This is a genomic window from Streptomyces sp. NPDC048420 (assembly GCF_040651535.1).
In the GTDB taxonomy this organism is placed as follows: Bacteria; Actinomycetota; Actinomycetes; order Streptomycetales; family Streptomycetaceae; genus Streptomyces.
Genome location: NZ_JBEZKG010000008.1, coordinates 36,974 through 59,627, shown reverse-complemented (window position 1 = coordinate 59,627; position 22,654 = coordinate 36,974). Strand labels below are relative to the sequence as shown.

Sequence of the window (22,654 nt, the reverse complement as noted above, 5' to 3'; positions counted from 1 at the left end):
ACTCCAGCTTAACGATGACTCCAGAATCTTTCACTTGTCCTGAAGCTTCCGGCCCGGGACCGTAGAAGCCATGTCCCCCGCATCCACCCTCCGCATGGCCGTCCTCGCGCTTCTCTGGGGCTCCGGCTTCCTCTGGATCAAGCTGGCCCTCGACCATGGCCTCTCCCCCGCCCAGATCACGATCGCGCGCTGCGCGCTGGGCACCGCCGTACTGTTGCTCCTGGCCCGCGCCGCCGGTCAGCGGCTGCCCCGCTCCCGCGCCACCTGGGGTCACCTGATCGTGGCGGCGCTGTTCTGCAACGCCGTCCCCTTCGCCCTGTTCGCGGTGGGCGAGCAGACCGTCGACTCCGGCGTCGCGGGCGTCCTCAACGCGACCACCCCGCTGTGGTCCCTGCTGATCGGCGTCCTGCTCGGCACCGACCGCGGTCTGCGTCCCGTACGCCTGGCCGGCCTGCTCCTCGGCTTCGCCGGCACCGTCCTGATCTTCGCCCCCTGGCACCGCTCGGGCCTGCTGACCTGGGGCGCCCTGTCCCTCCTGGCCGCCGCCGCGAGCTACGCCGTGGCCTTCGCGTACATGGCCCGCAAACTGACCTCCGGGCAGGCCCCGTTGGCGTACTCCGCCGCCCAACTCCTCATGGCGACGGCCTGGACGACCCTGTCGGTACCGGTCGCGGGCCCGGTGGACGCCGACCTCACCGCGCTGGGGGCGGTGACGGCCCTGGGGATCCTGGGCACGGGGGTGACGTTCTACCTCAACTACCGCCTGATCGCGGACGAGGGCCCGACGACGGCGGCGACGGTCGGCTATCTGCTGCCGGTCGTGTCGGTGACACTGGGCGCGGTACTGCTGGACGAGCGGGTGGGGTTGCGGGTGCTGATGGGCATGGGGATCGTCTTGGCAGGGGTCGCGCTGACCCAGTCAGGGGCGCGGGGCCGTGTCGATTTGCGGCTCCGCCGCGGGGCGCGAGCAACCACGATGGCGTCGCGGCCGAAGAACTACGTGTAGAACAACTGCTCCACCACCCCCCGAGCCCGCCGAGCAGTCCGCCGATAGTCATCCAGCATGTCCCCCACATGCCCCGCCTCATACCCCAGGTACCGCCCCACCGAGGCCAGTTCACGCGCCTCGGACGGAAACGTGTCCCCCGCCCGCCCCCGCACCAGCATCACGGCATTACGCACCCGCGTGGCCAACACCCATGCCCCGTCGAGAATCGCGGCATCCTCCGCCGAGATGAACCCGGCCCCCTGCGCGGCGGCAAGCGCGGCCCGCGTACGCGTGGTCCGCAGCCCCGGCTCACCCGCCCCGTGCCGCATCTGCAGCAGCTGTACCGTCCACTCGACGTCCGACAGCCCCCCGGGGCCGAGCTTGGTGTGCAGCTTGGGGTCGGCCCCGCGAGGCAACCGCTCGGACTCCATGCGCGCCTTCAGCCGCCGGATCTCGCGTACGGCGTCATCCCCTAGCCCCGCCGCCGGGTACCGCAGCGGGTCGATCAGCTCGACGAATCGGCGGCCCAACTCCTCGTCCCCGGCGACTGGTTCGGCCCGCAGCAGCGCCTGTGCCTCCCAGACCAGCGACCAGCGGCGGTAGTAGGCCTCGTACGAGGTCAACGTCCGTACCAGCGGCCCGGACTTGCCCTCAGGACGGAGGTCGGCGTCGATGAGCAGCGGTGGGTCGGCGCTGGGGATCTGAAGAAGGCGGCGCATCTCGGAGACGACCTTGTTGGCCGCGTCCGAGGCCTCCCGTTCCTCGACGCCCTCGCGCGGCTCGTGCACGAACAGGACGTCCGCGTCGGAGCCGTAGCCGAGTTCGTGACCGCCGAAGCGGCCCATGGCGATGACCGCGAACCGGGTCGGCAGGGTGTCGCCCCAGCCGTCCCGGACGACCGCGCGCAGGGTGCCGGCGAGGGTCGCGGCCGTCAGGTCGGACACGGCGTCGCCGACCCGGTCCATCAGGACGCCCTGGTCCGGTTCGGCGGGCTGGGTCTCGGTGCCGTAGGAGCCGACGATGTCCGCGGCGGCCGTACGGAAGAGCTCGCGGCGGCGCACCCCGCGGGCCGCCGTGACCGCCTGTACGGCCCCGTCGGCGCGGCCGACCGCGGCGAGGATCTCCTGTTCGAGACCGGCCCGGCCCCGCGGGTCGAGGCCGCCGCCGTCGCCGTCCCCGAGGAGCGCCACCGCTTCCGGGGCGCGCAACAGCAGATCGGGGGCGAGGCGCCCGGCGGACAGGACCCGGGCGAGGTTCTCGGCGGCGGCGCCCTCGTCCCTCAGCAGTCGCAGATACCAGGGGGTCTTGCCCAACGCGTCCGACACCTTGCGGAAGTTGAGCAGCCCCGCGTCCGGGTCGGCGGACTCGGCGAACCAACCCAGCAGCACGGGAAGGAGAGTTCGCTGGATGGCGGCCTTGCGGGTGACGCCGGACGCGAGGGCCTCCAGGTGGCGCAGGGCGGAGGCCGGGTCGGCGTACCCGAGCGCGACGAGCCGTTCGCGGGCCGCACCGGCGCTCAACCGGGCCTCTCCCGGCCCGAGTTGGGCCACGGCGTCCAGCAGCGGCCGGTAGAAGATCTTCTCGTGCAGTCGTCGTACGACGGAGGCGTGCCGTTTCCACTCGCGGTTCAGCTCGGTCACCGGGTCGGTGCGCAGACCGAGCGAGCGGCCGAGGCGGCGCAGGTCGGCCTCGTCCTCGGGGACCAGGTGGGTGCGGCGCAGCCGGTAGAGCTGGATGCGGTGCTCCATCGAGCGCAGGAAGCGGTAGGCGTCGTCGAGCTGGGCGGCATCGGCGCGGCCGACGTAGCCGCCGGCGGCGAGGGCCTGCAGGGCGTTGAGCGTGGTGCCGCTGCGCAGCGAGCCGTCCTCGCGGCCGTGCACCAACTGCAGGAGCTGTACGGCGAATTCGACGTCCCGCAGGCCGCCGGGGCCGAGCTTGAGCTGTCGGTCGAGCTCGGCGACGGGAATGTTCTCGACGACCCTCCGGCGCATCTTCTGCACGTCGGTGACGAAGTTCTCGCGCTCGGCGGCCTTCCAGACGAGGGGTTCGAGCGCGTCGACGTAACTCTCGCCGAGTTCGAGGTCACCGGCGACCGGGCGGGCCTTGAGGAGGGCCTGGAACTCCCAGGTCTTGGCCCAGCGCTGGTAGTAGGCGAGGTGGCTGGAGAGGGAGCGGACGAGCGGGCCGTTGCGCCCCTCGGGCCGCAGGTTGGCGTCCACCGGCCAGATGGACCCCTCGACGGTCGTCTCGGAGCACACCCGCATCATGTGCGAGGCGAGCTTGGTGGCGGCACGCAGGGCCTTGCCCTCGTCGGCCCCGTCGACGGCCTCCCCGACGAAGATCACGTCCACGTCGGAGACGTAGTTCAGCTCATGGCCCCCGCACTTGCCCATCGCGATGACCGCGAGCCGGCACAGCGCGGCGTCCTCGGGGGCGGCCGTCCGCGCTATGGCGAGCGCCGCGCGCAGGGTCGCGGTGGCGAGGTCGGCGAGTTCGGCGGCGGTCTCGGCCAGGTCGGTGGTGCCGCACACGTCACGGGCGGCGATGGACAGCAGACAGCGGCGGTAGGCGACCCGCAGGGAGACCGGGTCGGTGGCCTCGGCGAGCCCGCGCTCGAACTCCTCGACCCCGGGGTGGAGGTCGCGCGGCTCGTAGGTGACGAGCGCGTGCCAGTCGCGGGGATGCCGGACGAGGTGTTCGGCCAGCGCCTCGGACGCGCCGAGCACCCCGAGCAGCCGGTCGCGCAACGGCTTCGCCGCTATCACCGTGTCGAGCAGCTCCCGGTCGGGCTGGGCTTCCAGGAGCCGTACGAGACCGAGCAGCGCGAGATCGGGGTCGGCGGTCGCGCCGAGTGCCTCGAGGAGCACCGGGTCATTGCGTACGGCGCTCAGCTCCGCGCTCTCCAGCAGCCGCTCGGCGGCCGACGGATCGGTGAAACCGTGCCGCAGCAGCCGCGTGAAGGTACTGCTCCTGCGCCCCGGCGCCGACGTCATCCCCGGCCTCCTGTCCGATCAAGGTCGTGTCGATTGAGCGTAACCGGAGAGCTGGGGATGAGCGCCGGGGCGCGGATGGGTGGTTTTCCGTCGGGCGGCGGGTCTCGTGGGTGCGGTTCGGCGGATCACCATGCCCCTCGTCGGCCCCCGGGACGGGTGCGCGAGGATGGTGTCGCCCGGTCGGGGTCGCCCCGGCCGGGATCATCGGTGGGTGGCAGCTCGGCCACCGGCGCCGCGTGGCCGGCGACCGGGATCTCGATCCACCGGACGGTGCCCCAGGCCGCACCTCCGGGCACGGAGGCGTACTGGACGTCGAGACACCGCTCGCGCAGCCGTGCGAGTACGTCGGGGACGGCGGCGCCCGTCGCGACCTCGGGGAGGACGACGTACCGGTTCACCGCGGGGTCGAGGCCCGCGCACGCCTGGTCGTCGGGCGGCGGGCTGAGGTGGGTGCGTGCGGCGGGGCCCGGCCTTCGTGGCGTCGACGCGGATGGTGTCGTGGCGCAGCCACTGCACCGGGTGACCTTCGAGCTCGGCCAGCGCCCAGTCCCCCGTGTCGGCGAGGTACGCGCTCTCGATCGCGGTGTCGTCCGGGGCGGCAGCAGCCCCACGGCGTCGCGCGCGCCCCGCGGTCACCGCGCGGTCCCCGGCCGGGGTGAGCGCCGTACGGGACGCGCCGGTGACCTGGATGTCACCGAGGGGGCCCACCGAGAACCGAGCATCTGGCGAACCCCTTCGGCAGACTGGGGGTGTCGAGCCGGACCGCCGCGGTGGCCCGGGTGTTCCCCGAGCCGGAGGCTCTGTGATGACCGAGAAGGAACCCGAGACCCACCTCGACCCGCGCTACAGCGACCCCGACGCGACGGCGCACTCCTGGGCCGACGCCGAGTCGTTGCTGGCCGCCGCCGAACTGTTCTGGATCTCGACGGTACGACCGGACGGGCGCCCGCACGTCACGCCGCTGCCCGGGGTGTGGTCCCATGGCGCGCTGCACTTCTGTACCGGCCCGCAGGAGCGCAAGGCGAAGAACCTCGCGCACAACCCGCACGTCACGCTGACGACCGGCACCAACATCTGGGACAAGGGCTACGACCTGGTGGTGGAGGGCGAGGCGGTGCGGGTGTCCGACGACACACGGCTGCGGGAGCTGGCCGCCGCGTGGGAGGCGAAGTACGGCGACTTCTGGCGCTTCGAGGTACGGGAGGGCTATTTCCACCACGGCCCGGGACACGCGGTCGTCTATGCGGTGGCGCCGCGCACGGTTTTCGGCTTCGGTAAGGGACAGCCGTTCAGCCAGACGCGCTGGCGCTTCTGAGGACGGCCGAATGTACTGACGTCGACGAGGGAGTCACGCCATGGACATGAGTCTCGAAGTGATCCTGCTGCCGGTCACGGACGTGGACCGGGCCAAGGAGTTCTACCGCGACAAAGTCGGTTTCCATGTGGATCTGGACGGCGAGGTGATGGAGGGCGTCCGCATCTGCCAGCTGACCCCGCCCGGCTCGGGCTGTTCCATCGCCCTGGTGGACGGCCTCCAGGTCCCGACCGGTGCTCCGCAGCCCGGCACGTACCACGGCATGCAGCTGTGTGTGACGGACGCGAAGGCGGCGTACGAGGAACTCACCTCCCGTGGCCTGGACGTCAGTGAGCCGGTCCAGTTCGCCCCGCAGGACGGCGCCACCTTCATGTACTTCAAGGACCCGGACGGCAACGGCTGGGCGATCCAGGAGTACAAGCGCCGGGAGACCGAGCCGCTGCACCAGGTCCTGGCGGACCAGGCCGGGCAGCAGGGGTAGCGGGGCGGCACGGGAAAGCCGCGGCTCCTCGGCGCCGCGGCGATCGTGTCCTGGTGTCCGTGCCCGCGGACCGCGGGCCCGTTCAGTTGTGTCCTGGCGGTGCGTGGCCCGCCGGGTTCTGGTTCTCGGTTTCCTGGGTGAGCCCGTTGCCGGTGCAGCTCGGCTGTTGACCGCCGGGCTGTTGGCCTCCGTTGTTGGTGCACTGGGTGTCGACCGGCTTGATCTTGGCGTCGGCCACACTCGCGCCACCCAGGCTCAGTGCGCAGACGGCGGCACCGGCGCCCAGCGCCGTGGCGATCCGCCTCGCCAGTACTCTGCGTGTCTTTTCCGCTCAGCCTCCTGTGTCCTCAGGGCCGTGCGGCAGCGCGTTCTCGAACTGTCGCGTCTCGTCCTCACGCTTCTCGCCAAAACGGGTCAAGTCAACACAAACGGCGCTTCTTTTTCTTGCGACACACATGACTCCGGGCCGGCGGCCATGCCGCCGGCCCGGACGCCCGTCCGACCGAGCCGAAAGACCCGCGGCCCCGGCCTACAGCACAGGCAGGTTCTTCCGCAGCTCGAAGGCCGTGACCTCGCTGCGGTACTCCTCCCACTCCTGGCGCTTGTTCCGGAGGAAGAAGTCGAAGACGTGTTCGCCCAGCGTCTCGGCGACCAGGTCGCTGCGCTCCATCAGGGTGAGGGCCTCGCCCAGGTTCTGGGGCAGGGGCTCGATGCCCATGGCGCGACGCTCGGAGTTGGAGAGGGCCCAGACGTCGTCCTCGGCGCCCGGAGGGAGCTCGTAGCCCTCTTCGACGCCCTTGAGGCCGGCGGCCAGGAGGAGGGCGTAGGCGAGGTACGGGTTGGCGCCGGAGTCGAGGGAGCGGACCTCGATGCGGGCCGAGCCGGTCTTGCCGGGCTTGTACATCGGGACGCGGACCAGGGCCGAGCGGTTGTTGTGGCCCCAGCAGATGTAGGAGGGGGCCTCGCCGCCGGCGCCGGCGGTGCGCTCGGTGCCGCCCCAGATGCGCTTGTAGGAGTTCACCCACTGGTTGGTGACCGCGGAGATCTCCGCCGCGTGCTTGAGCAGGCCCGCGATGAAGGAACGGCCGACCTTGGAGAGCTGGTACTCCGAGCCCGACTCGTAGAACGCGTTCCGGTCGCCCTCGAAGAGCGAGAGGTGGGTGTGCATGCCCGAGCCCGGGTGCTCCGAGAACGGCTTCGGCATGAAGGTCGCCTGGACCCCCTGCTCCAGCGCCACCTGCTTCATGACCAGGCGGAACGTCATGATGTTGTCGGCCGTGGAGAGCGCGTCGGCGTAGCGGAGGTCGATCTCCTGCTGGCCCGGGGCGCCCTCGTGGTGGGAGAACTCGACCGAGATGCCCATCGACTCCAGCATGGTGATCGCCTGGCGGCGGAAGTCCATGCCGATGTTCTGGGGGGTGTGGTCGAAGTAACCCGAGTTGTCGGCGGGCGTCGGGCGCGAGCCGTCCAGCGGGCGGTCCTTCAGCAGGAAGAACTCGATCTCCGGGTGGGTGTAGAAGGTGAAGCCCAGGTCGGAGGTGCGGGCGAGGGCGCGCTTGAGGACGTACCTCGGGTCCGCGAAGGACGGCGAGCCGTCCGGCATGAGGATGTCGCAGAACATCCGGGCCGTGCCGGGGGCCTCCGCGCGCCAGGGCAGGACCTGGAAGGTCGACGGGTCCGGCTTGGCGATCATGTCGGATTCGTATACGCGGGCGAATCCCTCGATCGCCGAGCCGTCGAAGCCGATGCCCTCGTCGAAGGCCTGTTCCAGCTCCGCCGGGGCCACGGCCACGGACTTGAGGAAGCCCAGCACGTCCGTGAACCACAGGCGTACGAACCGGATGTCGCGCTCCTCCAAGGTCCGGAGCACGAACTCCTGCTGCTTGTCCATCTTCCGCTTCCCCATCCTTGCTGGTCAGGCCGCCTGTCTCCGTGTCCCGCAGGAGGCGGTCGGGCACCTGAGCATCACACCACAACACCATTTCGTGCGCGTTGCCGACCTTGATCGTCCGGGCGAGCCGGGAGTGAACGCCTCACGTCCGGTGGATGTACTGCTCTGCCGCCCATCTTGCCTGCTCGGACCGACATACGTAATGCCCGGCCCTCCCCATCTCACCGCGCACCCCGGGTTTCCTGTGGGCTCCCTACGAGAAGGAGCCCCCGCCCCACTACGATCAGCGGACCGATCGTCACCATCCGTCCCGCCCCTTTCCCCCAGAAGGACACACCTCATGGGTTCCGCCAAGAAGACCACCGCCGCGGCACGCAAGGCGCGCATAGAGGAGATGCGCCGCGCCGAGCAGGCCAGGGAGCGCCGCAACCGGATCCTCACCATCGCCGCCAGCGTGGTCGTCGTGGCGGGTCTGGTCGCCGGCACCGTCGTGCTGGTGCAGTCGCAGTCCGACGACAGCACCGCGGCCGACGGCAAGAACAAGGGGCACTTCGTCACGGGCTCGGACGGGGTGAAGACCTGGAAGGGCACCCTGGGTCGCACCCATGTCGCCACGACCGTGAACTACCCGATGGAGCCCCCGGTCGGCGGCGACCACAACCAGGTCTGGATGAACTGCAACGGCGACGTCTACACCAAGGCGCTGAACAACATGAACGCCGTGCACTCGCTGGAGCACGGCGCGGTCTGGGTGACGTACACCAGCAAGGCGAACAAGGCCGACGTCGAGGCGCTCGCGGCGAAGGTGAAGAAGACGCCGTACACCCTGATGAGCCCGGACGACAAGCAGAAGGACCCGATCATGCTGTCCGCGTGGGGGCACCAGCGGACGGTGACCGGGGCGAAGGACCCGAACGTCGACAAGTTCTTCGAGAAGTTCGTGCAGGGCGCGCAGACGCCCGAGCCGGGCGCGGCGTGCACGAGCGGTCTGTCGCAGTGAGGTTCGCGGGAGTGGCCGTGGCCGTGGCCGGCGTACTCGTGGCGGCCGGCGCGATCACCTACGCCGTGGCCGAGGACGGCGGCTCGGGAGACACACCGTCCGCGGAGTCCGCGGACGCCGGGTTCGCGCGTGACATGGCCGTACACCACCAGCAGGCCGTCGAGATGTCGTACATCGTGCGCGACCACACCAAGGACGTGGAGGTACGGCGGCTCGCCTACGACATCGCGCAGACGCAGGCCAACCAGCGCGGCATGCTGCTGGGCTGGCTGGATCTGTGGGGGCTGCCGAAGGTGTCGGCGGATCCGCCGATGACGTGGATGGGGATGGGCGACATGCCGTCCGCGGGCGAGGGTTCGCTGATGCCGGGCATGGCGACGGACAGCGAGATGAAGAAGCTGGGCACGCTGAACGGCAAGCAGGCGGAGATCTTCTATCTGCAGTTGATGACGGACCATCACAAGGGCGGCATCCACATGGCGAAGGGCTGTGTCGACAGGTGCACGGTCGGGGTGGAGAAGCGGCTCGCGCAGGGGATGGTCGACGCGCAGCAGTCGGAGATCGGCCTGATGGCGGGGATGCTGAAGGAGCGGGGCGCGAGCCCGCGATCATAGAGGGTTAACCCTCGAACCAGCCTTGTTCATTAGGTTAATTGGGCTCTTCTTGGCATGCGCATTCCCCTGGCATGAACGGTTCGTCGCAAGAGTGGCCACACCGTCGAGTGATCACTCGCGACGAACCGCATCCAGGGGGTTCCATGAGATCCAATCGCGCCAAATTCCGCGCCGGGGTGAGCATGGCGGCGACACTGCCGATGCTCGCGGGCGCGCTGGCGCTCGGTATACCCGCGGCCCACGCCGCGGACAATCCGAACCGTGACTCGCTGGCCGGGACCAAGCCCGCGTGGGCCACCGCCAAGGCCGACAAGGGCGCCACCTCGGACAGCGCCCAGGTCTCCGCCCGGGTCTACCTCGCCGGCAAGGACGCCGCCGGCCTCGCCGCCTACGCGAAGGCCGTGTCCGACCCGGCTTCGGCGTCGTACGGCAAGTACCTGAGCGCCAAGCAGGCGCAGCAGCGCTTCGGCGCGACCGCGGCCCAGGTCGCCGCGGTGAAGTCCTGGCTGACGTCGGCGGGTCTGAAGGTCACGGACGTCACCGAGCACTACGTCGCCGTCAGCGGTGACGTGGCCGCCGTCGAGAAGGCCTTCGGGACCCAGCTGCACAACTACACCAAGGGCTCGAAGACCTACCGCGCCCCGGCCAAGGCCGCTTCCGCGCCGGCCGGCCTCGACGGTGCCGTGCTGACCGTCACCGGCCTGGACAACGCGCCGCACAAGTCGAGCAGCAAGGACCAACTGCCGCCGCCGGACGCCGTGTTCAAGAACGCCGGGCCGTTCTCCTCGTACTACGGCTCCAACACCGCGAGCACGCTGCCCGACGCCTACGGCACGAAGATCCCGTACGCGATCAAGGGCTACACGGGCAGGCAGCTGCGCGCGGCCTACGGCGCCGGCACGTACACCGGCAAGGGCGTGCGCGTCGCCATCACCGACGCCTACGCCTCCCCGACCATCGCCTTCGACGCGGCCACCTACGCGAAGAAGAACGGCGACGCCGCCTACGCCAGCGGCCAGCTGAAGCAGGTCCTGCCCAAGAACTACACGAAGACCGAGGAGTGCGGGGCGGCCGGCTGGTACGGCGAGGAGACCCTCGACGTCGAGGCCGTGCACGCGGTCGCGCCGGACGCGAACATCACGTATGTGGGTGCCGCGTCCTGCTACGACGACGATCTGATCGACTCGCTCAGCAAGGTCGTCGACAACCACCTGGCCGACCTCGTCTCCAACTCCTGGGGGGACATCGAGGCCAACCAGACGCCCGACCTCGCGGCCGCCTACGACCAGGTCTTCCAGTTCGGCGCGGTCGAGGGCATCGGCTTCTACTTCTCCTCCGGCGACAACGGCGACGAGGTCGCCAACACCGGGACGAAGCAGGTCGACGTCCCGACCAGTTCGGCGTGGGTGACGTCGGTCGGCGGTACCTCGCTGGCGGTCGGCAAGGGCGACAAGTACCTGTGGGAGACCGGCTGGGGTACCGAGAAGGCCACGCTGTCCGCGGACGGCAAGAGCTGGACCGACTTCCCGGGCGCGTTCACCTCGGGTGCGGGCGGCGGCACCAGCAAGACGGTCGCCGAGCCCTTCTACCAGAAGGGTGTCGTCCCGAACGCGCTCGCCACGGCCAACAGCGCCGCCGGCAACCGCGTGGTCCCGGACATCTCCGCGATCGCCGACCCGAACACCGGTTTCCTGGTCGGTCAGACGCAGACCCTCCCGGACGGGTCGCAGCAGTACAGCGAGTACCGCATCGGCGGCACCTCGCTGGCCTCGCCGGTGATCGCGGCCGTGCAGGCGCTGGCGCAGCAGGCGCGGGGCGGCAGGCCGATCGGGTTCGCCAACCCGTCGATCTACGCCAAGTACGGGTCGAAGGCCTTCCACGACGTCACGGACAACCCGACGGGCTCCGGCCTGGCGGTCGCCCGCGTGGACTTCGCCAACAGCTATGACGCCACCGACGGGCTGCTCACCTCGGTCCGCTCCCTCGGCAAGGACAGCTCGCTGTCCGCGGTGAAGGGGTACGACGACGTCACCGGCGTGGGTACGCCCGCGAACGGCTACGTGGAGTCGTTCCGGTCCCACTGACGCACCAACCGCCCGCCTCCCGACGGAAGTTGCCGTCAGGAGGCGGGCGTCTGCGTGTCCCGGGCCACCCGGAGCTCAGGGCGTCACGACGATGTTCCCGACGAAGTCCCGCCCCATGAACTCCTTCTGAGCGGCCATCAGGTCCGCGAGGGGGTAGGTGCGGGCGAGAAGCGGCTTGAGGGAACCGTCCTCGACGAGCGCGACCAGTTCGGCGAAGTCGTCGTGGGAGCCGAAGGACGAGCCGATGAGTTCGATCTGTTTCAGATAGAGCCTGCGCAGGTCGGTCTCGACGAGCGGACCCGCCACGGCCCCCGCGATGACATAACGGCCGAGCGGCCGCACCAGCTCGCCGAGCAGTCGGGGGAAGAGGGGTCCGCCGACGACGTCGGCGACGACGTCGATCTCGTCGGTGACGGCGGCCGGTGTCAAGCTCTCGCGGTGCAGGACGGTGTCGGCGCCGAGCGCCGCGACCTCGTCGGCCCGCTCCCGCGAGGTGAGGGCGACGACCCGGGCACCGCGCAGGACGCACAGCTGTACCAGGGCGGACCCCACACCGCCGGAGGCGCCGGTGACGAGCACCGTCTCGCCGGCGGTGACGCGGGCGCGGTCGAGCATGCGCAGGGCGGTCAGGTACGCGGTGGGGAAGGTGGCGAGTTCGGCGTCGCTGTACGCACTGTCGATCCGGTGGGCGTTCTGGGCCGGTACGGCGACGAACTCGGCGTATCCGCCGTCCTGTTCGCTGCCGAGGTAGCGCGTGCGCACCAACTCGTGCTCACCGCCGGTGTAGAGCATCGGATCGACCAGGACCCGCTCCCCGACCTGTGCCGCCGGTGTCCCGGAGCCGGTCTCCGCGATCCGGCCGGCAACGTCGGCGCCCTGGATCCGGGGGAAGACGATCGCCTCGCCCCGCCATCCCGCGGGCGCGGCCGGGTCGGCGCTGTAGGCGCCCTCGCGCGTCCACACGTCGGTGTTGTTGAGCCCCGCGGCGGCCACCCGTACGACGACCTCGCCGGGGCCCGGGCGGGGGGCCGGAAAGTCCTCGCGGTACTCCAGCGCGTCAAGGCCGCCGAACCCGGTCAGGACGACTCCTCGCATGGTCGTGTTCCTCCGTGTCGTGTGGGGGTGGCGCGGTGGCGCCGGGCGGCCCGGCGCCGACGGCCCGCCCGGGCCGTACGAAGGCACCGAGCAGCGCGATTCCGGCGCAGGTGAGGAACGCGCTGGTCCCCCCGGCGGCGTCGGTCAGCGCACCGGCCAGCGGCGCGCCGACGGACTGGCCTACGGCGATCATCAGGAAGGACACTCCCACGCCGAAGGAGGCCCGGTCCGGGTGGATCCGGGTGCTCCACAGCAGGGTCAGCCCGCAGAGGCAGACGTACGAGGCCCCGAAGACCGCGGCGGCGCTGTACGCGGCGAGGGCCGACCCGGGGGCGAGTGCGAGCAGCAGCGTGGCACCGGCCATGGTGATCATGACCAGGGTCCAGGACCGGGCGAGCCCGGCGCGTGCCACGAGGTCGCCGCTGAGCGCGCCGATGAAGCCCGCGGCGCCGAGCACGGTCCACATGGTGGTGGAGACCAGGCTGCTCGCGTGGCCCTCGGTGGTGACGAGATCGCGGCCGAAGGTCCACACGGCGACGCTGCCCAGCCCCATGAGGAAGGCGGCCAGGACCATGACGGCAGTGCCGCGGGCCCGGCCCGGCCGCCCGGAGTCGCCGCTGCTCTCGGACGAGGTGAACGGCACGACCAGGCGCACCCAGAGGGTGACCGCCGCGGCCAGCACGGCGAACACCCCCCAGGCCCAGCGCCATTGGTCGATCAGCAGCAGGGCGATCGGCCCGGAGACCATCACGCCGATCCCGGTGCCGGCGTTGACCACGCTCTGCGCGCGGTCCTGGAGCCCGGACAGTACCCAGCGGCTGACGGCCGCCGCCATCGGCGGCGAGGCCAGACCGGTGCTGGAACCCGCGATGAGCACACCGGCCGCGAGGACCGGCGTGGACGGGGCCAGTGCGACCATCGCGGTGCCCACGGTCGCCACGGCGCCGGCGGCCACCGCCATCCGGCGGGCGCCGACGCGTTCGGTGAGGACCAGGCTGGCGACGATGGCGAGGCAGTAGCCGACGTAGCTGCCCGAGCCGATGATCCCCGAGACCGTGGAGGAGATCGTGAAGGAGTCCTGGAACTCGGGTGCGAACAGGCCGTAGGCGAACCGGGCGAAGCCGTAGCAGGTGCCGATGAGCGCGGTGCCGGCGCAGACCAACCCCCAGCGCGCGGCTGTGTTCGCCCGGTTCGAGGTGGGCATGTCCATGACCCCGTTTCCGTCGACGATACTCAGTTGTCCTTGCGGAGAACCCAGTACTTGGCGCCTTCCTCGTCGATGTACGGCCCGTTGTCGTACGTCTCCAGAAGGCTGAGTTCTCCCTGGGTGACGAGTTCCTCCACGTGGTGGGCAAAACCCGACTCACGTAAATAGCTGAGCCGGGTACTGAGGGCGAGAATGCCGCCGCGACGGACGGTGGCGGCGAGGTGGTCGAGCGCGTCGGCGTGGACGTGGCCGACGGTGAACACCCCGCAGCAGGTCAGCACGTCGTAGGCGGCGGGTGCCAGGCACTCGACGGGTTCGTTCAGGTCCACGCCACCGACGAGCCGGCGGTAGCTTCCGGTGTCCTCGGCCTTGGCCACCATGGAGTGGCTGAGGTCGACCCCGTCGACGTGGGTGAAACCCGCCCTGGCGAGTTCGACGCCGACGAGCCCGGTGCCGCAGCCCGCGTCGAGCACGGCGACCTCCGAGGGGTCCGTGTCCATGCTGGTCGCGGCGTCGGCGGCGAGGTCCGCGACGAACCGCGGGCCCTGGTAACCCTGGTCGCCGACGTCCGCGTCGTAGGAGTCGGCCCAGTCGCGGTAGTAGTCGTCGAGCCGGCCGACGTCGCCGTACAGGGCGTGGGAGCGCTTGATGGCGTCGAAACTGTCGGGCTGGTCGGTCCCGGGCAGGGCTGAGCTGTCGACGTGCGTGGCCATGGAGGGGCCCTTTCGACGGGGTTTCTACGGTGGGTGGTTCAGGAGACGAGCGTGGTGCGGGCAGGGCCGGGCAGACCGACGTGCGTCCTGATCAGGGTCTGGAACGCGTTGATGTTGCTTTCCATCTCCCGGGAGAGCAGGGGGTCCGGGTAGGCGGGGGACTGCATTCCGGCCTGCATGCGCTGGATGATGTCCCAGTCCTCGTCGTTGACCTGTTTCCAGTTCGCCAGCGTCTGTTCCCGGTGCGGAGCGAACTTCTCGGCGTGCGCGCCCTCTTCGCCCACGAAGTATGGCGGGCTGTTGATGCCTCCCGATCTGAGCTTCGCCGACTGGGCGTCGGCGGGCCGCAAACTGGCCCGGATCGCGGATGCGACGTGCTGGTGCCTGGGCGACTGGCTCGCGCACGGACAGACGCGTTTCCGGGGGCGGTACCAGCGCGCCGCCGAAGAGGTGGGCCTCAACTCGCAGACCCTGCGCAACTACGCGTGGCTCGCCCGCAAGTTCAGCCATGACCGCCGACGGCCGGCGCTCAGTCTCCAGCACCACGCCGAGGTCGCACCCCTCCCCGTGCCCGAACAGGACCACTGGCTGCGCCTCGCCGAAGAGCGCTCCTGGTCGCGCAACGAACTGCGTCGGCGAATCCGTACCACGAGGACTGCCGGAACCCCTGGGAAACCGGCCCCGGACTCCGCCGCCCGGCCCGGCCGACTCCCGCCCCTGCCCGTCACCGTGGAGGAGGTCACCCGGTGGCACTCGGCCGCCGAGCAGCGGGCCACCGACCTCAGCACCTGGATGGTGCAGACACTGAACGACGCGGCACGCAACGCGGCCGGCCCCGCTGTCGGCCACTGAGCGGCCGTAGACCATTCGAAAGCTCGTCCGTCCGGCGTGCCTTCCCGACGGGACGTGCCGCGGGGCCGACTCGATCTGAGCCAGGAGGCCCGATGAGGATCGTCGTGGACTGGGACCGGTGCGTCGGCATCGGGATGTGCGAGTCGATCGTTCCCGACGTGTTCGAAGTGGATGAGGACGGTCAGATGCGGTTACGGACCGAGGCCGTGCCCGAGGGTCAGGAGGCGGAGGCGCGCGAGGCCGTCTCCTCCTGCCCCAGCGAGGCACTCTCACTGGAGGACTGAGGCGGCCGTGGACCGGACACTGGTGGTGGTCGGCGCTTCCCTGGCCGGCCTGCGCGCGGTCGAGGCGGTGCGCGGCGACGGCTGGACGGGCCCGGTCGTCCTGATCGGCGCGGAGGAGCATCTGCCGTACGACCGGCCACCCCTGTCGAAGGGATATCTGTCGGCCGCGGAATGCCCCGATCCGACCTATCGCGACGAGGACCGGCTCACCCGTGAGCTCGGCGTCGAGCTCGTCCTCGGCACGCCGGCGTCCGCGCTGGACCTCGATGCGCGCACGGTCACCGTGGGCGAGCGGGACGTGGGGTACGACGCGCTCGTCCTCGCGACCGGCTCGTACGCCCGGACGCTGCCCGGCACCGACGGACTGGCCGGCGTCTTCACCGTCCGCACGCTGGACGACGCCCGCCTGCTGCGCGGCGCCCTGCGTGCCGGGTCCCCGAAGGTGACGGTCGTCGGCGGCGGGTTCATCGGCTCCGAACTGGCCTCGGCCGGACGGGCGTTGGGCCTCGACGTCACGATGGTCGAGCGGGGGCCGACGCTGCTGGCGTCCGCCGTCGGCCCCAGCGCGGGACAGGCGCTCACCCGACTGCACGAGCGCCACGGCACCCGGGTGCTCACCGGGGTGCGGGTCGAGGAGGTGCTCGGCGACCGTCGGGTGCGGGCCGTACGGCTCTCGGACGGTTCCGAGATCGAGACGGACATCCTGATCGCCGGGATCGGCGCGGTGCCGGCCACGGCCTGGCTGGAGGGATCGGGGCTCAGCCTCGACGACGGCGTGCTCGCCGACGCGACGCTCGCCGCGGCGCCGCACGTCCATGTCGCGGGCGACCTGGCCCGCTGGCCCAATCCGTTGTTCGACGACGTCCTCGACGGTCCGATGCGCCTCCAGCACTGGACGACAGCCGCCGAGCAGGGCGCCCGCGCCGCGCGCAACGCCGTCGACCCGGCCGGGGCGCGGCCCTTCGAGACGGTGCCGTACTTCTGGTCGGACTGGTACGCGAGCCGGATCCAGTTCGCCGGTATCCCCACCGCCGGAGATCACGAGGTGCACGTCGAGCTGGTCGCGGGCGACCACGCGGACGGGGGCCCGTTCACCGCCCTCTACCGCGCGAACGACCGCCTGATCGGCGCCCTCGCGCTCGACATGCGGGCCGAGGTCATGAAGTACCGCAGGCTGATCGCGCAGCGCGCCGACTGGGAGACGGCGGCCGAACTCGCGCGGACCCGCCGGGAGAAGGCGGCGGAACGGACCTCGACGTGACCGCCGCACGGTGGCGTGCGGTGGTCCACGCCTCCGCCGCCCGCATCGCGTCGCTCTGACGATTAGACTGCAGACGTGCCTCAGTCGAACTTCTGGTCCATCTATCAGCACGGGTTCGCACGCGTCGCCGCGTGTACGGGTCACACCGTCATCGCGGACCCGCCCGCCAACGCCGAAGCGGTACTGCGCCACGCGCGCCGGTGCGCCGAGGAGGGGGTCGCCGTCGCCGTCTTCCCCGAGATGGGGCTGTGCGGCTACTCCATCGAGGATCTGCTGCTCCAGGACGTGCTGCTCGACGAGGTCGAGTCGGCGCTCCAGGAGGTCGTGACCGGCTCCGCGGACCTGCTGCCGGTGCTGGTCGTCGGCGCCCCGCTGCGGCACCGCAACCGGGTCTACAACTGCGCGGTGGTCGTGCACCGCGGCCGGGTCCTCGGGGTCGTACCGAAGTCGTACCCGCCCAACTACCGTGAGTTCTACGAGCGTCGGCAGATCGGCGACGGCGCCGACGAGCGCGGCGGGTCGATCCGGCTGGGCGGCTCGGACGTGCCCTTCGGCGTGGACCTGCTGTTCGAGGCCGCCGACGTCCCCGGTCTCGTGCTGCACGCCGAGATCTGCGAGGACATGTGGGTGCCGGTGCCGCCCAGCGCGGAGGCCGCCCTCGCCGGCGCGACCGTCCTGGTCAACCTGTCCGGCAGCCCGATCACCGTCGGCCGGGCCGAGGACCGCAAGCTGCTCTGCCGCTCGGCGTCCTCGCGCTGTCTCGCCGCGTACGTCTACGCGGCGGCCGGTCTCGGCGAGTCGACCACCGACCTGTCCTGGGACGGGCAGGCCATGGTCTACGAGAACGGCGTGCTGCTGGCCGAGACCGAGCGGTTCCCGCTGGGCGACGAGTACGCGCTGGCCGACGTGGACCTGGACCTGCTGCGGCAGGAGCGGATGCGGATGGGCACGTTCGACGAGAACCGGCGGACCCATCGGACGCGCACCGGTGACTTCCGGACCGTGTCGTTCGAACTCGACCCGCCGCTCGGCGACCTGGGGCTCAAGCGCCGCCTGGAGCGCTTCCCGTTCGTGCCGGCCGACGCCGAACGGCTCGCCCAGGACTGCTTCGAGGCGTACAACATCCAGGTCCAGGGCCTCCAGCAGCGGCTCGCGGCGATCGGCGGGCCGAAGGTCGTCATCGGAGTGTCCGGCGGCCTTGACTCCACGCACGCGCTGATCGTCGCCGCCCGCGCGATGGACCGTGCGGGGCGCCCGCGCAGCGACATCCTCGCCTGGACGCTGCCCGGTTTCGCCACCAGCGACCACACCAAGGACAACGCCCACCGGCTGATGCGGGCCCTCGGGGTCACGGCGGCCGAGCTGGACATCACGCCGACCGCGCGGCTGATGCTGAAGGAGATGGACCACCCCTTCGCCTCCGGCGAGCCGGTGTACGACGTCACCTTCGAGAACGTCCAGGCGGGCCTGCGCACCGACTATCTCTTCCGGCTGGCCAACCAGCGCGGTGGCATCGTGCTCGGCACCGGTGATCTCTCCGAGCTCGCGCTCGGCTGGTCCACGTACGGCGTCGGCGACCAGATGAGCCACTACAACGTCAACTCCGGTGTGCCGAAGACGCTGATCCAGCATCTGATCCGCTGGGTCATCAGCAGCGAGCAGTTCGACGAGGAGACCGGCGAGATCCTCGCCGCGATCCTCGACACCGAGATCAGCCCGGAGCTGGTGCCGGGCGAGGAGATGCAGTCCACCGAGTCGAAGATCGGGCCGTACGCGCTGCACGACTTCACGCTCTTCCATGTGCTGCGGTACGGCTTCCGGCCGTCGAAGATCGCCTTCCTGGCGTGGCATGCGTGGCATGACGTGGAGGGCGGCGAGTGGCCTCCGGGGTTTCCCAAGGACAAGCGCGGGACGTTCGACCTGCCGGAGATCCGGCGGTGGCTGGAGGTGTTCTGCCGGCGCTTCTTCGGGTTCGCGCAGTTCAAGCGGTCGGCCATGCCGAACGGGCCGAAGGTGTCGGCGGGGGGTTCGCTGTCGCCGCGTGGGGATTGGCGGGCGCCGTCGGACAGTTCGGCGCGGGCCTGGCTGCGGGATCTGGAGCGGTTCGACGAGGGCTTGTCCGGCTGATCACGTTCGGCGCGGGATGCGTCGAGGTTCGACGGCGGCGCGCCGGGGCGCCTGTGGCGGTGACCCGCACCACAGACGCCCGGGCCACCTCGTCCTCGATGCCGACGGTGCTCGAAGCCGAGGCGCACCATGTCGCGCAGCGAGGGGTTGTGTTCACCGAGGCCTTCCGCGCGCCGGTCTCGGCGACGAGCCATCGGCAGCCCTCGGCCGCGGCCGCCCGGACGCGAGCGGTGAGCAGCGCCGACTGGGTGCCGCGGCCGCGCGCTTCCGTCCCCTCCCTCGCGTCGCCCCGTCATCTCCGCGTCGAACGTCTCCTGCGCCATCCGGATGGCTTGCGCGTACTCCGGCATCCGCGGCCGCTTCCCCTGATACGGCGACCTTGAGAGCCCGGGCGAACGTGGCGTCCGCGTCCGCGACGAACACCCTCGACAGGCTCGGCAAGACCGGCCAGTCCGGGCTCCGGTCGAAGGCCAGGACGACCGGGTCGCCGACCGGATCTCGCCGTGTCCGATCGCGCCGGACTCGGAGGCGACCCTGGCGAGTTCCTCGCCCACGAACACCTCGGTGACGAAGTCAAGGAAGGCTCCCGTGTCGTCGGTGACGACCCGGAGGGGGACGGGCGTCGGTACTCGCGACGTCAGGCGGCCGGTGGGCCAGGTTCTGTCTTGGACCTGGACGGAGAGCGCCCCGCCGACGGGGGAAGATCGGCGGGGCGCTTGGTGCCACTGTGGCTCTGAGGGGCCGTGGGCCCTAGTGGACGGAGTGCTCCTCCAGCGGGAAGGTCCCGCCGACGACGTCCTCCGCGAAGGCCTGGACCGCGCCGGTCATCACCTCGCGCAGGTTGGCGTACTGCTTGACGAACTTCGGGACCCGGCCGCCGGTGAGGCCGAGCATGTCGGTCCAGACGAGCACCTGGGCGTCGGTCTCGGGACCGGCACCGATGCCGACCGTCGGGATGTGCAGGACCCGGGTGACCTCGGCCGCGAGCTCCGCCGGGACCAGCTCCAGTACGACGGCGAAGGCGCCCGCGTCCTGGACGGCCTTCGCGTCCCGCAGCAGCTGCTGGGCCGCCTCCTCGCCGCGGCCCTGGACGCGGTAGCCCATGGAGTTGACGGACTGGGGGGTCAGGCCGATGTGGGCCATGACCGGGATGCCGGACTCGACGAGCAGTCGGATCTGTTCGTGGGAGCGCTCGCCGCCCTCCAGCTTGACGGCGCCGACACCGGCCTCCTTGACCAGCCGGGTCGCCGAGCGCAGCGCCTGCACCGGGCCCTCCTGGTAGGACCCGAAGGGCAGGTCGCCGACGATCAGGGCGCGCGAGGTGCCCCGTACGACGGCCGCCGACAGCATGGTCATCTCGTCCATCGTGACGGGCACGGTGGTCTCGTAGCCGAGGTGACAGTTGCCCGCCGAGTCGCCGACGAGCATGACCGGGATGCCGGCCTCGTCGAACACGGACGCGGTCGTGGCGTCGTAGGCGGTGAGCATGGGCCACTTCTCGCCGCGTTCCTTGGCGAGGGCGATGTCCCGGACAGTGATGCGGCGCGTGCCCTTCCCTCCGTACAGCGTGTTGCTGCCGTCGGAGGACTTCTTGTGGGCAGCCGAAAGCTGCGTCATTGCAACGGCTCCTTACGTCATCTCGAGGCGCCCTCACGGCGTCCCCGGATCACCTCCATGGTGGCACCTCGTGCCAGGACAAGCCAGAGGACCCCCTGTGGGTAAGGCCTCAGTAAAGAATTACGATACGAGACGGTGCCGTATCGAATATCGCCTAGGCTCGACCGTATGACAACCGCAGTCCCTGACTCCCGGATTCCGGAAGCGGTGCACCGGCGCCGCTGGGCGATCCTCGGCGTGCTCATGCTGAGCCTGCTGATCGTCGTGCTCGACAACTCGATCCTGAACGTCGCGATCAAGACGATCTCGACGCCCGCGCCCACCGGTCTGGGCGCCACGCAGAGCGAGCTGGAGTGGGCGATCAACGCCTACACGCTCGCCTTCGCCGGTCTGCTGTTCACCGCGGGACTGATCGGTGACCGGGTGGGCCGCAAGAAGGTGCTGCTCGGCGGGCTCGTCGTGTTCGGGATCGGCTCCGCGCTGGCCGCCGAGTCCGGCTCGCCGGGGCAGCTCATCGCCTACCGCGCGCTGATGGCCCTCGGCGCGGCCTTCGTCATGCCGGCCACCCTCGCGGTCCTGATGAACGTCTTCGAGCGCGAGGAGCAGCCCAAGGCCATCGGCATCTGGGCGGGCGGTGTCGGACTCGCGATCGCGATCGGGCCGATCACCGGTGGTGTGCTCCTGGACCACTTCTGGTGGGGCTCGGTCTTCCTCATCAACGTGCCGATCGTGCTGCTCGCCCTGGTGCTGATGGTGTGGCTGGTCCCCGACTCGCGCGACCCGAGGCCCGGCCGTCTCGACCCCGTCGGTGTGGTCCTGTCCGTCGTCGGGCTCGTCCTTCTCGTCTACGGCATCATCCGGGGCGGTGAGCTCGCCGACTTCACGGACCCGTCCGTGCTGTCGACGATCGGTGCCGGTGTGGTCGTGCTCGCCGGGTTCGTGGTGTTCGAGAAGCGCAGCGAGCATCCGTCGCTGGATGTCACGTACTTCAAGAACAAGGTGTTCTCTGCCGCCATGGCCGCCATCGCGCTGGTGTTCTTCGCGCTGATGGGTGTGACGTTCTTCTCGGTCTTCTACATGCAGAGCGTGCGTGGCTACTCGCCGCTGGAGTCCGGGCTGCTGATGCTGCCGCTGGCCGCCGCGCAGATGACCTTCGCGCCGCGGGCTCGGCTGCTCGTCGACCGGTTCGGCAACCGGGTCACCACGGGTGCGGGGCTGCTGCTGCTCGCGGCGATGCTCGCCGCGTTCGCGACCTTCGAGGCGGACACGCCGATCTGGGTGCTGGAGGTCGTGTTCTTCCTCATGGGCACCGGGATGGCGCACGTCATGACGCCGACGTCCGTGGTCATCATGCAGGCGCTGCCGCGGGAGAAGGCGGGCTCCGCGTCCGCGCTGAGCAACACCTTCCGGCAGGTCGGCGGCGCGCTCGGGATCGCCGTCCTCGGGTCGGTGCTGTCGACGGCCTACCGCAACGGCATCGAGGACAAGCTGGACCTCCTCCCGGCCGGCCTCCGCGACACGGCGGGCGAGTCCATCGAGGCCACCCTCGGCGTCGCCGCGAAGCTCGGCTCCCGGGGTGACTCACTGGTCGGCCCGGCCAACGACGCCTTCCTGCACGCGATGCACGTCACCGCACTGTGCGGAGCGGGCGTGGCCCTGATCGGCGCCCTGGTCGCCGTCCTCTTCCTCCCAGGCCGCCCGACGGAGCCTCAGCCGGGCCGGGAGGAACAGGAGTTGGTGACGGCGGGCGAGTGAGGTCACGGCTGTGCGGCCCGGGGCGCTGACCGACGTGGTGGGGCGGGGCGGCGGGGTGCGGGCCTGGGCGGTGGCCTCTCGGGTCGGCCGAGCCGACGGGGCTACGAGCCAGGACGGCAGCCTCTCGGTCGGCCGAGCCCGCGGGACCACAGCCAGGACGGCAGCCTCTCAAGTCGGCCGACCCGGCGGGGCTACGAGCCAGGACGGCGGCCTCTCGGGTCGGCCCAGCACGCGGGGCCACAGCCAGGACGGCAGCCTCTCAAGTCGGCCGACCCGGCGGGGCTACGAGCCAGGACGGCAGCCTCTCGGTCGGCCGAGCCCGCGGGACCACAGCCAGGACGGCAGCCTCTCAAGTCGGCCGACCCGGCGGGGCTACG

20 protein-coding genes and 1 pseudogene are annotated in these 22,654 nt (G+C 70.9%); 11 read left to right on the top strand and 10 right to left on the bottom strand.

Going from position 1 to position 22,654, the window contains the following annotated elements:
• The first annotated feature begins 70 nt into the window (after window positions 1-70).
• On the top strand, window positions 71-1,006 hold the full coding sequence (locus AB0D34_RS15690; RefSeq protein WP_362661764.1) for a DMT family transporter: 936 nt from the start codon (window positions 71-73) through the stop codon (window positions 1,004-1,006).
• On the opposite strand, the gene AB0D34_RS15685 is transcribed toward AB0D34_RS15690, so the two are convergent.
• Window positions 997-3,981 carry a bifunctional [glutamine synthetase] adenylyltransferase/[glutamine synthetase]-adenylyl-L-tyrosine phosphorylase gene (locus AB0D34_RS15685; protein WP_362661762.1) on the bottom strand — a complete coding sequence of 995 codons (2,985 nt, stop codon included), beginning with the start codon at window positions 3,979-3,981 and terminating at the stop codon, window positions 997-999. The genes AB0D34_RS15690 and AB0D34_RS15685 overlap by 10 nt on opposite strands.
• A gap of 125 nt (window positions 3,982-4,106) precedes the next feature.
• Window positions 4,107-4,379 (bottom strand): hypothetical protein, encoded by a 273-nt coding sequence (locus AB0D34_RS15680; protein WP_362661760.1) that lies wholly within the window; start codon window positions 4,377-4,379, stop codon window positions 4,107-4,109.
• A 407-nt stretch (window positions 4,380-4,786) separates the two neighbouring features.
• Here AB0D34_RS15680 and AB0D34_RS15675 point away from each other — a divergent pair, with 407 nt between their 5' ends.
• Both AB0D34_RS15675 and AB0D34_RS15670 read left to right on the top strand, forming a co-directional pair.
• Window positions 4,787-5,296 carry a pyridoxamine 5'-phosphate oxidase family protein gene (locus AB0D34_RS15675; protein WP_362661758.1) on the top strand — a complete coding sequence of 170 codons (510 nt, stop codon included), beginning with the start codon at window positions 4,787-4,789 and terminating at the stop codon, window positions 5,294-5,296.
• Window positions 5,297-5,336: 40 nt separating this feature from the next.
• Window positions 5,337-5,777 carry a VOC family protein gene (locus AB0D34_RS15670; RefSeq protein WP_362661756.1) on the top strand — a complete coding sequence of 147 codons (441 nt, stop codon included), beginning with the start codon at window positions 5,337-5,339 and terminating at the stop codon, window positions 5,775-5,777.
• An 82-nt stretch (window positions 5,778-5,859) separates the two neighbouring features.
• Here the strand turns inward: AB0D34_RS15670 and AB0D34_RS15665 are convergent, their stop codons facing one another.
• Both AB0D34_RS15665 and glnA read right to left on the bottom strand, forming a co-directional pair.
• The gene (locus tag AB0D34_RS15665; RefSeq protein WP_362661755.1) at window positions 5,860-6,015 is read right to left on the bottom strand and encodes a hypothetical protein; all 156 of its coding nucleotides are present in this window, start codon (window positions 6,013-6,015) and stop codon (window positions 5,860-5,862) included.
• 291 nt (window positions 6,016-6,306) lie between these two features.
• Window positions 6,307-7,668 carry a type I glutamate--ammonia ligase gene (gene glnA / locus AB0D34_RS15660; protein WP_362661753.1) on the bottom strand — a complete coding sequence of 454 codons (1,362 nt, stop codon included), beginning with the start codon at window positions 7,666-7,668 and terminating at the stop codon, window positions 6,307-6,309.
• A gap of 340 nt (window positions 7,669-8,008) precedes the next feature.
• On the opposite strand from glnA, the gene AB0D34_RS15655 reads away from it, so the two are divergent.
• The 3 genes from AB0D34_RS15655 (at window position 8,009) to AB0D34_RS15645 (ending at window position 11,366) form a co-directional block, all read left to right on the top strand.
• Window positions 8,009-8,668, top strand: a complete 660-nt coding sequence (locus AB0D34_RS15655; protein ID WP_362661751.1) for a DUF3105 domain-containing protein — start codon at window positions 8,009-8,011, stop codon at window positions 8,666-8,668.
• An 11-nt stretch (window positions 8,669-8,679) separates the two neighbouring features.
• A complete protein-coding gene (locus AB0D34_RS15650; protein ID WP_362661749.1) occupies window positions 8,680-9,282 on the top strand; it encodes a DUF305 domain-containing protein in 603 nt (200 codons plus the stop codon).
• 143 nt (window positions 9,283-9,425) lie between these two features.
• The gene (locus AB0D34_RS15645) at window positions 9,426-11,366 is read left to right on the top strand and encodes a S53 family peptidase (protein ID WP_362661747.1); all 1,941 of its coding nucleotides are present in this window, start codon (window positions 9,426-9,428) and stop codon (window positions 11,364-11,366) included.
• Between the two features lie 75 nt (window positions 11,367-11,441).
• Here AB0D34_RS15645 and AB0D34_RS15640 read toward each other — a convergent pair whose 3' ends face one another.
• Genes AB0D34_RS15640 through AB0D34_RS15625 form a run of 4 tightly spaced genes read right to left on the bottom strand, consistent with a single transcriptional unit; the run spans window position 11,442 to window position 14,665 of the window.
• Window positions 11,442-12,461 carry an alcohol dehydrogenase family protein gene (locus AB0D34_RS15640; protein ID WP_362661745.1) on the bottom strand — a complete coding sequence of 340 codons (1,020 nt, stop codon included), beginning with the start codon at window positions 12,459-12,461 and terminating at the stop codon, window positions 11,442-11,444.
• Window positions 12,424-13,671, bottom strand: a complete 1,248-nt coding sequence (locus AB0D34_RS15635; RefSeq protein WP_362661743.1) for an MFS transporter — start codon at window positions 13,669-13,671, stop codon at window positions 12,424-12,426. Before AB0D34_RS15635 ends, AB0D34_RS15640 begins: the two co-directional genes overlap by 38 nt.
• Before the next feature lie 23 nt (window positions 13,672-13,694).
• A complete protein-coding gene (locus AB0D34_RS15630; RefSeq protein ID WP_362661742.1) occupies window positions 13,695-14,381 on the bottom strand; it encodes a class I SAM-dependent methyltransferase in 687 nt (228 codons plus the stop codon).
• 38 nt (window positions 14,382-14,419) lie between these two features.
• Window positions 14,420-14,665: an SRPBCC family protein gene (locus AB0D34_RS15625; RefSeq protein WP_362661740.1), complete on the bottom strand. Its 246-nt coding sequence runs from the start codon at window positions 14,663-14,665 to the stop codon at window positions 14,420-14,422.
• A gap of 19 nt (window positions 14,666-14,684) precedes the next feature.
• Between AB0D34_RS15625 and AB0D34_RS15620 the strand changes: the two genes are divergently transcribed.
• From AB0D34_RS15620 to AB0D34_RS15605, 4 genes are all read left to right on the top strand, one after another.
• A complete protein-coding gene (locus tag AB0D34_RS15620; protein ID WP_362661738.1) occupies window positions 14,685-15,233 on the top strand; it encodes an LmbU family transcriptional regulator in 549 nt (182 codons plus the stop codon).
• A 92-nt stretch (window positions 15,234-15,325) separates the two neighbouring features.
• Window positions 15,326-15,517: a ferredoxin gene (locus tag AB0D34_RS15615; RefSeq protein WP_362661736.1), complete on the top strand. Its 192-nt coding sequence runs from the start codon at window positions 15,326-15,328 to the stop codon at window positions 15,515-15,517.
• Window positions 15,518-15,524: 7 nt separating this feature from the next.
• A complete protein-coding gene (locus AB0D34_RS15610; RefSeq protein ID WP_362661735.1) occupies window positions 15,525-16,778 on the top strand; it encodes an FAD-dependent oxidoreductase in 1,254 nt (417 codons plus the stop codon).
• A 75-nt stretch (window positions 16,779-16,853) separates the two neighbouring features.
• Window positions 16,854-18,905 carry an NAD(+) synthase gene (locus AB0D34_RS15605; protein WP_362661733.1) on the top strand — a complete coding sequence of 684 codons (2,052 nt, stop codon included), beginning with the start codon at window positions 16,854-16,856 and terminating at the stop codon, window positions 18,903-18,905.
• Between the two features lie 281 nt (window positions 18,906-19,186).
• Here AB0D34_RS15605 and AB0D34_RS15600 read toward each other — a convergent pair.
• Both AB0D34_RS15600 and panB read right to left on the bottom strand, forming a co-directional pair.
• Window positions 19,187-19,546, bottom strand: a pseudogene (locus AB0D34_RS15600) (VOC family protein); the annotation flags it as partial.
• 109 nt (window positions 19,547-19,655) lie between these two features.
• Window positions 19,656-20,522 (bottom strand): 3-methyl-2-oxobutanoate hydroxymethyltransferase, encoded by an 867-nt coding sequence (panB, locus tag AB0D34_RS15595; RefSeq protein WP_362661731.1) that lies wholly within the window; start codon window positions 20,520-20,522, stop codon window positions 19,656-19,658.
• A gap of 168 nt (window positions 20,523-20,690) precedes the next feature.
• Here panB and AB0D34_RS15590 point away from each other — a divergent pair, with 168 nt between their 5' ends.
• Entirely contained in the window at window positions 20,691-22,277 is a 1,587-nt protein-coding gene (locus AB0D34_RS15590) for an MFS transporter (protein ID WP_362661729.1), read from the top strand.
• The last annotated feature ends 377 nt before the right edge of the window (window positions 22,278-22,654 follow it).